The 12,389-nt window shown below is 62.7% G+C and carries 17 protein-coding genes; 7 read left to right on the top strand and 10 right to left on the bottom strand.

All coding sequences use genetic code 11. From position 1 onward, the window contains the following. Nucleotides 1-2: 2 nt before the first annotated feature. Nucleotides 3-272, bottom strand: a complete 270-nt coding sequence (locus tag GCU68_RS09415) for a MoaD/ThiS family protein (protein WP_152941016.1) — start codon at nt 270-272, stop codon at nt 3-5. Between the two features lie 152 nt (nt 273-424). On the opposite strand from GCU68_RS09415, the gene GCU68_RS09410 reads away from it, so the two are divergent. Beyond that, on the top strand, nt 425-724 hold the full coding sequence (locus GCU68_RS09410) for a transcriptional regulator (RefSeq protein ID WP_227014812.1): 300 nt from the start codon (nt 425-427) through the stop codon (nt 722-724). 72 nt (nt 725-796) lie between these two features. On the opposite strand, the gene GCU68_RS09405 is transcribed toward GCU68_RS09410, so the two are convergent. Continuing rightward, on the bottom strand, nt 797-1,816 hold the full coding sequence (locus GCU68_RS09405; protein WP_152941014.1) for a phosphoribosylaminoimidazolesuccinocarboxamide synthase: 1,020 nt from the start codon (nt 1,814-1,816) through the stop codon (nt 797-799). A gap of 162 nt (nt 1,817-1,978) precedes the next feature. Here GCU68_RS09405 and cofH point away from each other — a divergent pair, with 162 nt between their 5' ends. Then, nucleotides 1,979-3,349 carry a 7,8-didemethyl-8-hydroxy-5-deazariboflavin synthase subunit CofH gene (gene cofH, locus GCU68_RS09400; RefSeq protein WP_152941012.1) on the top strand — a complete coding sequence of 457 codons (1,371 nt, stop codon included), beginning with the start codon at nt 1,979-1,981 and terminating at the stop codon, nt 3,347-3,349. A 71-nt stretch (nt 3,350-3,420) separates the two neighbouring features. Beyond that, nucleotides 3,421-3,699, top strand: a complete 279-nt coding sequence (locus GCU68_RS09395) for a hypothetical protein (protein ID WP_152941010.1) — start codon at nt 3,421-3,423, stop codon at nt 3,697-3,699. Nucleotides 3,700-3,742: 43 nt separating this feature from the next. Here GCU68_RS09395 and GCU68_RS09390 read toward each other — a convergent pair whose 3' ends face one another. Next, nucleotides 3,743-4,384, bottom strand: a complete 642-nt coding sequence (locus GCU68_RS09390) for a cyclase family protein (RefSeq protein ID WP_152941008.1) — start codon at nt 4,382-4,384, stop codon at nt 3,743-3,745. A 173-nt stretch (nt 4,385-4,557) separates the two neighbouring features. Here GCU68_RS09390 and GCU68_RS09385 point away from each other — a divergent pair, with 173 nt between their 5' ends. Together GCU68_RS09385 and GCU68_RS09380 are read left to right on the top strand one after the other, a co-directional pair. After that, nucleotides 4,558-4,743, top strand: a complete 186-nt coding sequence (locus GCU68_RS09385) for a hypothetical protein (RefSeq protein WP_152941006.1) — start codon at nt 4,558-4,560, stop codon at nt 4,741-4,743. Nucleotides 4,744-4,864: 121 nt separating this feature from the next. After that, entirely contained in the window at nt 4,865-5,317 is a 453-nt protein-coding gene (locus tag GCU68_RS09380; protein ID WP_152941004.1) for a nucleoside deaminase, read from the top strand. Between the two features lie 3 nt (nt 5,318-5,320). Here GCU68_RS09380 and cofG read toward each other — a convergent pair whose 3' ends face one another. The 4 genes from cofG to GCU68_RS09360 form a co-directional block, all read right to left on the bottom strand. Beyond that, a complete protein-coding gene (gene cofG / locus GCU68_RS09375; RefSeq protein WP_152941002.1) occupies nt 5,321-6,493 on the bottom strand; it encodes a 7,8-didemethyl-8-hydroxy-5-deazariboflavin synthase subunit CofG in 1,173 nt (390 codons plus the stop codon). Nucleotides 6,494-6,548: 55 nt separating this feature from the next. Beyond that, entirely contained in the window at nt 6,549-7,223 is a 675-nt protein-coding gene (gene cofC / locus GCU68_RS09370) for a 2-phospho-L-lactate guanylyltransferase (RefSeq protein ID WP_152941000.1), read from the bottom strand. 122 nt (nt 7,224-7,345) lie between these two features. Beyond that, nucleotides 7,346-8,527, bottom strand: coding sequence for a tubulin/FtsZ family protein (locus GCU68_RS09365; RefSeq protein WP_152940998.1), 1,182 nt, complete (start codon nt 8,525-8,527; stop codon nt 7,346-7,348). Nucleotides 8,528-8,804: 277 nt separating this feature from the next. Continuing rightward, complete coding sequence (locus GCU68_RS09360) at nt 8,805-9,725, bottom strand: complex I NDUFA9 subunit family protein (RefSeq protein WP_152940996.1); 921 nt, start codon at nt 9,723-9,725, stop codon at nt 8,805-8,807. Nucleotides 9,726-9,828: 103 nt separating this feature from the next. Between GCU68_RS09360 and tmk the strand changes: the two genes are divergently transcribed. Further along, on the top strand, nt 9,829-10,431 hold the full coding sequence (gene tmk, locus GCU68_RS09355) for a dTMP kinase (protein ID WP_152940995.1): 603 nt from the start codon (nt 9,829-9,831) through the stop codon (nt 10,429-10,431). Between the two features lie 68 nt (nt 10,432-10,499). Here tmk and GCU68_RS09350 read toward each other — a convergent pair whose 3' ends face one another. The 3 genes from GCU68_RS09350 to GCU68_RS09340 form a co-directional block, all read right to left on the bottom strand. Further along, the gene (locus GCU68_RS09350; protein ID WP_152940993.1) at nt 10,500-10,706 is read right to left on the bottom strand and encodes a DUF7344 domain-containing protein; all 207 of its coding nucleotides are present in this window, start codon (nt 10,704-10,706) and stop codon (nt 10,500-10,502) included. A gap of 378 nt (nt 10,707-11,084) precedes the next feature. Next, nucleotides 11,085-11,315, bottom strand: a complete 231-nt coding sequence (locus tag GCU68_RS09345) for an Lrp/AsnC family transcriptional regulator (RefSeq protein ID WP_152940991.1) — start codon at nt 11,313-11,315, stop codon at nt 11,085-11,087. After that, nucleotides 11,315-12,034 carry a potassium channel family protein gene (locus tag GCU68_RS09340; RefSeq protein ID WP_152940990.1) on the bottom strand — a complete coding sequence of 240 codons (720 nt, stop codon included), beginning with the start codon at nt 12,032-12,034 and terminating at the stop codon, nt 11,315-11,317. The genes GCU68_RS09345 and GCU68_RS09340 overlap by 1 nt, the downstream gene beginning before the upstream one ends. Nucleotides 12,035-12,155: 121 nt before the next feature. Between GCU68_RS09340 and GCU68_RS09335 the strand changes: the two genes are divergently transcribed. Then, the gene (locus GCU68_RS09335; RefSeq protein ID WP_152940988.1) at nt 12,156-12,386 is read left to right on the top strand and encodes an Lrp/AsnC ligand binding domain-containing protein; all 231 of its coding nucleotides are present in this window, start codon (nt 12,156-12,158) and stop codon (nt 12,384-12,386) included. Nucleotides 12,387-12,389: the final 3 nt, after the last annotated feature.

The following is a 12,389-nucleotide window of genomic DNA, read 5'->3' as shown; positions in this document are numbered from 1 at the left end:
GCTCACCCGTCGGTCGAGCCGCCCTGGACGGCCGGCATCAGCGTCAGTTCGGCGTCGTTCGACACCGGGGCCTCGAGCGGCGCCCGTTCGCCGTTGACCGACACTCGCACGCTCGCTCGTACCTCGTCGCCGTCGTAGAGGTACGGTGTTGCCCGCGGGTAGGCGGCGGTGAACTCGGCCAGCGCATCCGAAACGGTCGCCCCCGTGAACTCGAGGCCCACCGTTTTTTCGCCGGTCGCACTTCGGAGCGGCCCGTACACTGTGACGTCCATAGCCGATGTTGGACTCGAGCGACCAAATATCGTCGCCACGAAACGCGAGGCGAACTCCCGGACTCGCGGACGACGTCTACCGATCACCGGATTCGCGCCTGCCACTGCGCGGCGCAGCCACTTGGTTTCCCTTGGCATACGTACACTGGACGATGACCAAGTTCGACCGATACCTCTGGGCGATCGGTCATATTCAACGCCGGCGGCTGCTCCTCGAGCTACTGGAGACGCCCGCAATCCACACGAGCGAGCTGAATATGAGCGAGGGAGAAACGAAGCTCCTGCTCGCGGAGGTGAAACACGCCCATCTGCCGAAGTTAGCGGATCACGACGTTATCGACTGGAATCCGGAACGCAACCGCGTAAAACGAGGGTCGAAGTTCGAGGAGGTCGAGCCGCTGCTCGAGCTGTTAGATAGCAATCGAGAGCGGTTGCCCGACGGCTGGGTGTGATACGAACGACTGTACGCCAGTCTCGGTGCCGCCACAGGACAGTCGCGGGTGCACCGGAACGGAATCCGATCGTCAGAGCCGCTGGACGGCACCGATCGCACTCGAGAGCGGCGGCGCGTCGAACAGTTCCATGTCCATGTAGGCGTTGGCACCCGCACAGTAGAGGTCGCGAGCGGTCTCGATGACGCTCTCCTCGAGCGGCTCGGGCTGGACGTCACAGAGGGATTTCCAGTCGGCGATGTCTTCCTGCTTGGCTTCGGCTTTCGCCGCTTCGACGGCCTGCACCCAGTCGGGCTGGGTGCGCTTGTGGTACTGTCGGAGCACCTCTTTCGAGAGCTGCGTGCCCTCGTAGCTGAAGCGATTCTCGTCGAACGTGCCGACGACGTCCGCGACGCGGATCTCTCCCTGATAGTACAGACACTCGATCTTGCCGTCCTCGTGGACCAGCCCGGCGGAGTCGGCCTGCTCGGTGACGATTCGGTTGACCTCGAGTGCGACCGACTCGAGGTCGTGGATCGATGCGATTCCGGCGATTGCGTCGGCCTCCGCGCGGTCGAGATAGCGGTCGCCTTCCTCGTATTTCGTCGAGAACTCGACGATCGGTTCCTCGAGATCGACGGCTTCCTCGGGCCAACTGTCGAACTCGAGGCCGTGATCTTCGGGGTCGGTTCGTCGGCGCAGACTCGAGCCGACGGGGACGCGATTGCGGAAGACGACCTCGAGGGGGATCAGGTAGTTCTCGCCGGCCGCTTCGTGGTAGTGGTCATAATCGTACTCGCGACCCTCGTGGGGGAGGTCGGGAACCTGCGTGAGGTCGATTGCCATCTCCCAGGGCGGACTCGAGGCGTCCTCAAGGGAGACGACGTCACCGTCCTCGACGACACCGCGGTAGTGCGTCGGGACGCCTTCGGACTCGAGAAGTTCGAAGTTGAACGCGCCCATCGTACAGAGGCTCGCGCCTTTTTCCGGGATCTTGTCGGGCATCTGCCCCCAGTCGAACACCGAGTAGGCGTCGGTGAAGACGAACGAGCCGCGACCGAGTTCGTCGTCAGTTGCTGCCTCGTCGATGCGGAACTCTTTGACACTCGTCATACGGGACACCTTCGGCTGTCGCCGCCGCCGCAGTTCATACCCGAGTTGCCGTGGCCGGACCCTAAGAAGGTTTCAGTATTGGTTCGCGTGCCGACCACCGGAGTGGCGGTCCGATCTGGCGATCCATCACGTTTTTCTCGCTGTACTGGTATTGATACGTCGATGGAGCGATCGGTGACCGAGGCAGACCTTACGTTCGACCACGTTCCCGTGACCGACCAGTCGTTCGAGAACGCACTCACGAAGGCTCGTGCTGGCGACCGACTCACGGTCGACGACGCGATCGAGTTACTCACGACCGGAACGGATGTCGACGGTATCGACCAGACGCGCAAAGAGCAGGTGCTCGAGGCTGCCGATCGCCGACGCGCTGACGTCGTCGGTGAGGAGGTCACCTTCATCGCCAATCTGAACAACAACGTCACGACGGCCTGTAACGTGGGCTGTCTGTTCTGTAACTTCAAAGACGCCGCTCACACCTTCGAACGCGGCACCGAGATGGAGAGCGCTGGATTCACGAAAACGCCCGACGAGTCCCGCGAAATCGTCGCTGACGCCGCCGAACGCGGCATTTACGAGGTAACCTCGGTTTCCGGACTCCACCCCGCGTTCGCGCTGGACGCGGAACACCGCGAGATTCTCGAGGCCCACCCCGACCCGAAGGCGGTCAACTACAAGCCCCCCGAAGCCTACGAAACCGACCCCGGAACCTACGCCGAGCAGATGGCGGCGATGAGCGTCGACGGGGTCCACGTCCACTCGATGACGCCTGAGGAGGCCTATCATGCCCGGCGTGGCACCGACTGGTCTTACGAGGACGTCTACGGCCGACTCAAAGAGGCCGGCCTCGATACGGTGCCCGGCACGGCCGCCGAGATCCTCGTTGAGGAGGTCCGCGAGGTTATCTGTCCCGGCAAGATCAGTACAGAAGGGTGGCTCGAGGCGATGGAAGCCGCCGCAACCGTCGGCCTCGATATGACGGCGACGATCATGTACGGCCATGTCGAGAACGAGGCCCACCGCGCGCTACACCTCCAACGCATCCGCGAACTGCAGGACCGAACCGGAACGATTACCGAGTTCGTTCCCCTCTCATTTATCCACCAGAACACGCCGCTTTTCGAACACGACGTCGTCTCCGGCGGCGCGAGCACCGACGAGGACGAACTCATGATCGCCGTCTCGAGGCTCTTTCTCGACAACATCGAGCACATCCAGTCCTCGTGGGTCAAATACGGCGACGAGCAGGGGCTGAAGATGCTCTCGTGTGGGGCCGACGACTTCATGGGAACGATCCTCTCCGAGGAGATCACCAAGCGCGCCGGCGGTGGCTACGGCGAGTTCCGCTCGTTCGAAGACTACGTCGACCTCATCAGTTCGATCGGCCGAATTCCGGTCGAGCGCTCGACGGACTACGAAACACGCCGTGTTATCGACCCCGACGACCCGCCGTTCGGTCCACAACTGGGACCCAAGGCCGACGGGACGCCGATCCTGACGCCCGAGGAGAGAGCGCCGCCGGCCGACGACTGATCGCCGCTGGCGTCTCTCGATTCCGACAGCGGTGGGAGCACTTTTTGTGACTGCCACCCATTGCCACCGACATGAACCACCTCTTTCAGACCGACGACGCCAGCTGGCGACTGCCCAATCACGCCCACGTGGTCGTCTACGAACGCGAGGACAGCGATCGCGGCCTGCTCACGATCTATGACTGTGGCGCCGCCCAGAAACCGCCGAAAGCACAGTTGCTCGGCACCCTCGAGTCGGTCGACGCCCCCGCCGAGGTCGAGCCCCAGCCGACGGGCAAGATCGTGAAACTCCGTGAGGATGCCACGCTCGAGGAAGCCGCGCCGGATCAGTTCCGGATCGTCGAATCGTAGCCGGACGGACTCTGTTCGGCCGGCGCGACTGAGGGTGGCATAACTATTCCATGTACGTGACGCCAACGGCCCGCACCGGTGCGCCGTCGCTGTCGAGCGCGAGCGGGTACGCCCGAAGTTCGAACCGATCACCGACCGCCTCGAGGTTCGTTATGTTTTCGAGGATCAACTGTCCGTTGCCCAGCAGCGTGTGGTGTGCGACGAACCCGTCGGGTTCGTCCGCACCCGCGGTGACCGTCGGCGTCGGATCGGGATTGAGCGTATCCACGGCGACGTCGAGTCTGCGCTCGACACACGCTTCAGCCGCAGTCGGCGAGAGATACGGATGCTCGAGATACCGCTCGGTGCCCCAGTGGACGTCCCACCCCGTCCAGCACGCCACGAGATCGGCATCGACGTCAGGAATCCGACTCGCCGGAATCGGCTCGCGAGCGCCGAGGTCGCGACAGTCGACCCGAACGGCGTCGAAGACGAACCGCTCGAGCGGGTAGGCCTCGAGCGTGTTCCCATCGGAGTCGATGTGGGCCGGGGCGTCGACATGCGTTCCGGTGTGACTGCCGCACTCGAGGGCGGAGACACGGGCCCCGTGTTCTTCGTGAGTCGCGTGTGACCTGATAACGACGGGTGGGTCATCGGGGTAAGTTTGCATCCCGTTCTCGACGGAGTGGGTCAGATCGACGTGCATACGACGTTTTCGACTGCAGAGCATGATAACGCTGTGATGTGTTGTGAACGTCGATAGCCGCCGCTGACGATATATTGAAGTATTGTTCATTTGTTTGAACAGATATGTCTGCCGACAAATAAGATATAGTGCTCCGATTCGATGCCGGTCGATTTGAGGATCGGGTGACGGATGTGGTACTTCTCCTCCAGTTTTCCTTGGCAGCGCTGTTCGTCGTCATGCTGGTCGGCTTCCTGTACTTCACTGTCAACGCTTGGATAGACCCGTCTCGAACGACTACACACTTCTTCGGGGTGCTCCCGTATATCGCAGGCGTAGCGGCGGTCGCGCTCTTCCTCGACTTGCTTTACGAGTCGTAATCACCTCAGTGCGGTGCCTGATCTCTCTTTTATTATCTTTCACTGGAAGGTTGAGACGGACATCGAGACCACAGCGTACGTGAGGGGAAGCGTTTCAGCGATAGCAACGAATAGGTCGAGCATGTCTACGGACAACTCCCACATTCGGCGGGCGATCGACCTCGCACGGACCGCAGTCGACAACGGCAACACCCCCTTCGGCTCGCTGCTCGTCGTCGGCGACGACGTCGTTCGGACGGCCGAGAACACGACGCTCACGGACGACGATATCGCCGCCCATCCGGAGTTCAAACTGGCGCGGTGGGCCGCCCGCGAACTCGAGGCCGACGAACGCGCGTCGTATACGATGTATACCAGCACGGAGCCGTGTCCGATGTGTGCGAGCGCGATCGCCTACGCGGGACTGGGCCGGGTCGTCTACAGTGTCTCCGTCGACTCGCTATCAGGGATTCGCGACGACTCGGTGATAGAGATCGCCTGCGAGGAAGTGGTCGAGCGATCCGACGCGACGACGACCGTCGAGGGGCCAGTGCTCGAGGAGGAGGGACTCGCGGTTCACGAAGACTATTTTTAATGCCTACTCGCCACGCAGCACCGTTTGGTACCGCTCGCCGGCAACATCGTCGGCCGCGATCTCGTCCCGAATCGTCGGCGAAATCCACTCGCGATCCGCGTTCGGATCACGACTGCCACTCGCGCCAGCCGTGCCGTCGGCCGCCACGCCGTCGAACCCGTCGGGTCGTAGGTCAGCGGGCAGAAACCGTTCGTAGACCGGCAGCCGTTCCCCGAGTGGTAGCTCCGCGGAATCGGCGATCTCCTCGAGTTCGCGCAGCGCGGGCCACTTATAATCGGGGTTGATGTGGTCGTCCGTGACCGGCGAGACACCGCCCAGATCGTCGACGCCACAGTCGATCAGGTCGCGGGCGGGCGCGAGATTCGGCGGCACCTGCACCGACACCTCTTCGGGCAGCGCCACACGGGCCATCGCCGTCACCCGGCGCATCGTCTCGAGGGCGGGCGAGCCATCGTCCCAGCGCTCGTTGTTCACGACCGGCTGTACGATCACCTCCTGAATGTGGTCGTATCGCTCGTGGAGTTCGCGGATCGCGAGCAGACTCTCCGCGCGGTCGCGCCAGGACTCGCCGATGCCGACGAGGATCCCCGTCGTAAAGGCGACGTCGAGTTCGCCCGCGTTTTTGATGGTTCGTAAGCGCTGTCCCGGTTCCTTCTTCCGGGGACCGGCGTGTGCGTCGACCTCGGCGGTCGTCTCGAGCATCACGCCCATGCTGGCGTTGACGTCGGCGACGGCGGCCAGCTGTTCGCGGGTCTGGTCGCCCGGATTGGCGTGGGGGAGCAGGCCCTCTTCGAGGGCGACCTCACAGGCGTCGCGCAGGTAGGTGTGAATCGAGTCGTAGCCCCACTCGGCGAGCTGGTCGTGGATCTCGGTGTAGCGGTCGTCGGGGTCGTCACCGAACGTAAACAGGGCTTCCGTACAGCCCGCGTCGGCTCCCCGTTTGCAGATGTCGCGGACCTCCTCGAGGCTGAGCAGCGAGGCCTGTCCGGGCGCGTCGAAGTAGGTGCAGTAGGTACAGGTGTAGCGACACGCCGTCGTCAGCGGGACGAAGACGTTTCGGGCGAACGTCAACGCCTCGGGCGCGTCGACATCGTCGGGCGTGACCGAAAGCAGGTCAGCGACCGCTGCGTCGTCGATCGAAACGTCGACACCGTACTCGCTCGCCCCGGCAATCATTACGTCGGATTGGTACCGCATAGCAGATAAGCGCTTCACTTCGGTTGGGGCTGTCTTACTCTCGTGTCGTCTCCTCGAATCGGGCGACGCCGACGCGACCGTCCCGCGTCTCGAGTGCGAATCCCAACTCCCGAAGACAGGCGGGCGCGCGGTCGGTTTCAGTATCGTGGATGAGAATCTCAGCGAGGTCGTCGGGTTCGTCGATGTCGGTACTTAACCGAAAGGAGTCGACTGTCTCGAGGCCCGCCCCGACTTCGCGAGCGATTTCGCAGTGATCCAGATACGACGCCCCGTGGTAGTCCACCCGAAAATCGGGATGAGAGACGACGAGCGCGTTCGTCCCACCGCTTCGTCCCGGTGCGATGGCGACGTCGGCGTCACGCGAAAAGAGGGTCACGAGTGCGTCGGGCGTCGCGAGCGCGAGATCGGCCATGATAACGGCGGTGGGCGCATCATCGTGATTGGGCGGCAGTCGTGCGTTGACGGCTTCGGTCAGCGGTCGGTCGTCGACTGTCACCGAGACGGCGTCTCGGATGGTAGCCTCGAGTGACAGTGTATCGAGGTCGAGCGGGGCCGTCGACACCACCGTCGGCTCCGTCCCTACCTCCACAGTTGCGGTGAGGACGTCCGCGAGCATGGCTCGCGCGAGCGTCGATCGCTCCGCCGACGTCAGGACTGACGCGAGCCGCGTCTTCGGGTCGGTCGCAGCAAACGGGACGACGACGTGCATCGCCAGAACGTAGCCCGAGTACGGTCAAAAACACGTCGGACCCGAACGCGGCGTCAGCGCCACCGTCGTGCCCCCAACCGAACGCGATCGCTGGCGCCGTCGATCGAGACTGACCCTCGAGCCTAGAACAGTGGCTCGAGTTCGTCCTCGTCGTCTTCGACGAGGCTCTCTAAGTTCTCTTCGCTTTCCTGTTGGATGTCTTCGATGTTGTCCTGGGCCTCGATGGCGACCTGCTGCAGGCGCTTGATCCGCGGGACGTTCGTCACACCCGACAGCAAGATCGCCGCGGCGACTTCCGGCTCCTGCCGGGGGAAGTCCCCACCACGGACTTCCATGCTCCCGGTTTCCTCCTCGAGCCACTTGCGGCCGCGTTCGATGCCTTTTCGGTTCAGATATTCCGAGGGACCCGACAGCACGAGCAGAGCACGCTCGGTGCCTTCGATCTCACACGGCAGTGTCAGCCGGCCGAGTGCGGCCTTGCGGACGAGACTCGTGATGCGGTTGGTCGTATTCGCGGCGTCGAGATTGTCGTCAGCGCCGCCGTCGCCGCCGGTAAACCGCGAGAGCAGGCCACCGCCCGTGTTCAGGTCGACTTCTTCGCTCGCAAAGCCGACCGTCGAGACGCCGCCGCCCGAGAGCGTGTTGATGATCTCGGAGGAGTCGACGACGCTTTCGGCGACTTCCTGTCCGTCGCCGACCTCGCCGGCACCGAAGAGAATGCCGAATCGGCGGACGATCTCTTCGTTGATCTGTTCGTAGCCGCCCTCGACGGACTCGCCGGTCTGTCGCCACGAGTCGTTGTCGAAGACGAGCAGGTTGTCGACTTCACGGACGAACGTCTGGAACGAGCGTGCCGCGTTGAGCGTGTAGATGCCACCCTCGTCGGTTCCCGGCAGCACGCCGAGTCCGTAGACGGGGATGGTGTAGATCCGTTTCAAGTGCTTCGCGAGGACGGGCGCACCGCCCGAACCGGTCCCACCGCCCATGCCGGCGACGACCAGAAATGCGTCGACTTCGTGGGTCGGAATCGCGTCGATCGCGTTCTGTACCTCGTCGATGTCTTCCTCGGCGACTTCCGCGCCGAGTTCGTTGTCTGCACCCACGCCGTGGCCCTTTACGCGGGCCTGGCCGATGAGTACGCGGTTCTCCTGTGGAATGTTCTCGAGACCCATGAGATCCGCTTTCGCGGAGTTAACAGCGATCGCCGCACGGACGATTCCGCTGTTCGTTCGATCGTCGTAATCGAGAAAGCGATCGACGATTTTCCCACCAGCCTGTCCGAATCCGATCATCGCCAGCTTCATTGTTTGTTAGGGGGCTCCGTTGGATTGAAACCAGTGTTATCAAGGACATAAGTCTTTTGTTGCCGTGAATGTCACCGCTCATGTTGTGTTTATCGGACTGACAGCAGGGACCGAGATACCGTGACTTGACTCGGCCATTCGCGGGACTGTTGCCCGCAGCGAAACCGTGCTTTATGTGGTTCGACTGGCTGGAAAACACCGGTTTTGTTGATTCTCTGGGAAGAAATGAAAGAAGTGGAAAGCGACGTGAATCGAACGGGGTAACGAGACTGGTGACTCAGGCGGACTGCCGGCGTGCCTCGAGTTTGCTGTCGGCGTCGACGCCGAGATACGAACCGAGAGTGAGCAGGTCGTCTTCCGAACGGCCGAACGCGGTCACGTCGTTGGTGACGACGGTGTTGTTCAGTTCGAGTGATCGGGCCTGATCCGAGCCGAAGGGAACGAACGGGACCGAGTCCGCCGCCGTTAGCCCGAGTTTCGCAAGCGGCATCGGAATCGAGACGATGCTGACGGATTTCCCCTCGGCCTCGTAGGCGAGTTCCGTCGCGTCCGCGAGCGTGACGATCTGGGGCCCAGCGATCTCGTAGATCTCGCCGACGTGCGTTGGGTCCTCGAGTGCATCCGCGATCATCGGGACCAGATCGCCGACCCAGATTGGTTGGAATCGGGTTTTGCCACCGCCCGGCAGCCCCGTCACGTACGGCGTCGTCAACTGTTTGGTGAACTCGAGGAACTCGCCGCCGTCGCCGAAGACCACGGAGGGCCGAAAGATCGTCCACTCGAGATGTGAATCTCTGACGACGGCTTCGGCGTTACCCTTCGCGCGGATGTAGTCGGTGTCGCCATCGGGATCGGCACCGAGGGCGCTCAACTGGATGAACCGCTCGACGTCGCCGTCTTCGGCGGCCCGAACGAGGTTCGCCGTACCGCCGAGGTGGACGGTTTCGTGGTCGGCACCGCCGCGTGGCTGGTACAGCGGCGAGAGCGAGACGAGATTGACGACGGCGTCGTGGCCGGCGACAGTCTCGGCGATCGAGTCGTAGGCGCTGACGTCACCCCGTGCCCGCTCGACGCCCGCGGGGAGGTCGGTGCCTCGTGGGTCTCGCGAGAGGGCCGTCACCTCGTGACCACGGTCGTGCAGTTCCGTACAGAGCGCTGTACCGATGAACCCGGTACCGCCGGCAACGAGAACCTTCATACGTACAATATGCCGCTACAGCGATAAATACCTGATCGCCTTCGTGGGTTGGACCACGACGGGTCTCGACAGATTGTAATAGCTCTCGTCCGCAGGTGTGAGCATGCTGGTCACGCTCGAGGGACTCGACGGCAGCGGCAAGACGACGGTCCGAGAGGGGCTTCAGGACGCCTATCCCGACGCCACGTTTACGCGCGAACCGACACACGACTCGTGGTACGGCAAGGCCGTCTACCGCTCGATCGAGGACGACGACGCCGACTCGCTGGCCGAGCTGTTTCTCTACACCGCAGATCACGCTGCCCACCTCTCACGAGTGATCGAGCCTGCACTCGAGCGCGGTGACCTCGTGATCTCGGATCGCTACGCCGACTCGCGCTTTGCCTATCAGGGGGCGACCCTCGAGAACTCGTCGCGACTCGATGTCGACGACCCACTCGAGTACGTTGTCGATATCCACGAGCCGTTCTCGATCGAACCGGACCTGACGCTCTATCTCGACGTCGACCCCGAGACGGCCGCAACGCGGGCCGGCGCGACGAACAAGTTCGAGCGCGCCGACTACCTCGAGTCGGTCGCCGAGAACTACGAACGACTGCTCGAGCGCGACCCCGACCGATTCGTCCGCATCGATGCGACCCAAGAGCCGGCGACGGTACTCGAAGCGGTCGAAAATGCGGTAGCCGACGCGGTAGCCGACGAGTAGCCGACGAGATCGCATCGGTACCGGTTCAGGACAGTGGAGACCATCTCACTTCGGGTCGATCAGTTCGGCTACGGTGTCGAAATCTTCCACAGGACGACGTCTCCGTTACGGCAGTCGTAGTCGACGAACTGTTCGGCATCGAGTTTCGGGAGGTGGTAGTGATGAAGTTCGACGTCGATGCGTTCCGTATTAGTCTTCGGAACGTCGTCGTCCTCGGCGAGCTCTCGTGCTAACTGTTCTCGCCGCAGTACGTCGTGTTCGAGAAGGACCGACATCACTCGACGTCGGGCGACGTGAGCTATAGTAGCCACTGAAAGTCAATGCACACCGCATCGCACGACGGGAGCGCGGTTCGATGCGACCGTCGGAGCGAGAACCGCGAACTGGCGAGCGGAGAACGACGTGACCCGTTCGCTGTGCGATGCGTGTGTACATCGTTTCAGTTGTTACTATAGCGCGCCAGCGGATTGGACCGCGGAGACGACCACCTCGTCGAGCAGCGCAACGAGCGCGACGGTCCACTCGTGTACTGCACAAACGACAATAGTACGCCCTGTAGACAAACTGTCCAAAAGGTTTTCGCGCTCTGACTAGACATTCGTTACTTTCGTACCGAACTGATCGGACGAAGGGCAATCGGTAGTGACGAACCGCTAGTCCATCGCGATGTACGTCTGGGTGCTCTCGATGCCGTCGATCCCCTGAATCTGGGTCGCGGCGATGTCTTTGACCGCCGCGGGCGTCTCGACCTGGGCTTTCGCGATGATGTCGACGTCGCCGGCGACGATGTGTGCCGACTGTACGCCGCTGATCGATTCGATGTTCTCTCGAAGTCGGTCCGCCTCGCCCGTGTTCGCCTTGATCATAATAAATGCCGTAACCATCAGTTGACACCTCCAGTGCCCGACGTCGCGTCCGTGCCTGCGTTCGCGGCGGCTTCACGCGGTGACTCGCCGACCAGCAGTTGGCGCACCTCGTTCAACACATCGAAATCCGCGAGGACGACGAGCCGATCGCCGTCTTCGATCGAGAGGTCTTCGTTCGGGATCTCGAGTGGCTGGTCGTGCTTGCCGAAGGCGAGGACCGTCGCGTCGGCGGGCAGTTGCAGTTCGCTGATCGTGTAGCCGTTGACGGGCGCGCCGTTGGTGATCGTCAGTTCGACGACCTGCAAGCGCGGGGCGATGTCCGCGATTGCGCGGATCGTTCCCCCGAGCAGGGCGTTTTTCGCACTGATCGCACCGAGACGCTCGGGATAGATCACCTCGTCGACCTCGTCGGCGTACTTGCGGTAGATGCCCTCGCGGTAGGCCTCGTCGATTCGCATGATCGTCCGACAGCCGTAGTGGTTGGCGATCATACAGGCGGTGAAGTTGACGTTCAGATCGCTCGTCAGCGCGCCCACCGCGTCGGCATCGGTGATGCCGGCGTCCTCGAGGACGTCCTCGCGGGAGCCGTCGCCCTCGACGACACGAAACGACTGCTCGCGCGCGCGTCGGATCATCGCCTCGTCCTGTTCGATCAACGTCACGTCGTGGCCCTCGTCGCGCAGGACACGCGCCGTGCGCAGGCCAACCCGTCCGGCACCAATGATCACGAACCGCATGGGCAGGGGTACGCTCGCCCCCGTCAATAAGCTTGTCCCCAGATACCACACCACTCGATCGTGGTCGGCCGCGCTCGGGCAAAGACTTTAGTCATGACATGGTGTACCACACCCTCGACAGATGGTTCACGCGTTTATTATGGTCAAAACGGCCGCCGGAAAATCCGAGGGGCTGCTCGACGCGATCAGGGATCTCGAGCCGGTCACCGACGCCCACATCGTCGCCGGCAACTACGACATCATCGCCGAAATCGACGCGGCCGAAGTCTACGATATCCTCAAAGCCGTCTCCTCACACATGCAAGCGCTCGACGGTGTCAGTGAGACGAAAACGTACATCGCGATGGATTGATCT

Origin of the sequence: Natronorubrum aibiense (assembly GCF_009392895.1) — an archaeon.
Classification (GTDB): Archaea; Halobacteriota; Halobacteria; order Halobacteriales; family Natrialbaceae; genus Natronorubrum; species Natronorubrum aibiense.
The sequence above is the reverse complement of the archived record's forward strand: the minus strand, read 5'-3'. Positions and strand labels throughout refer to the sequence as shown.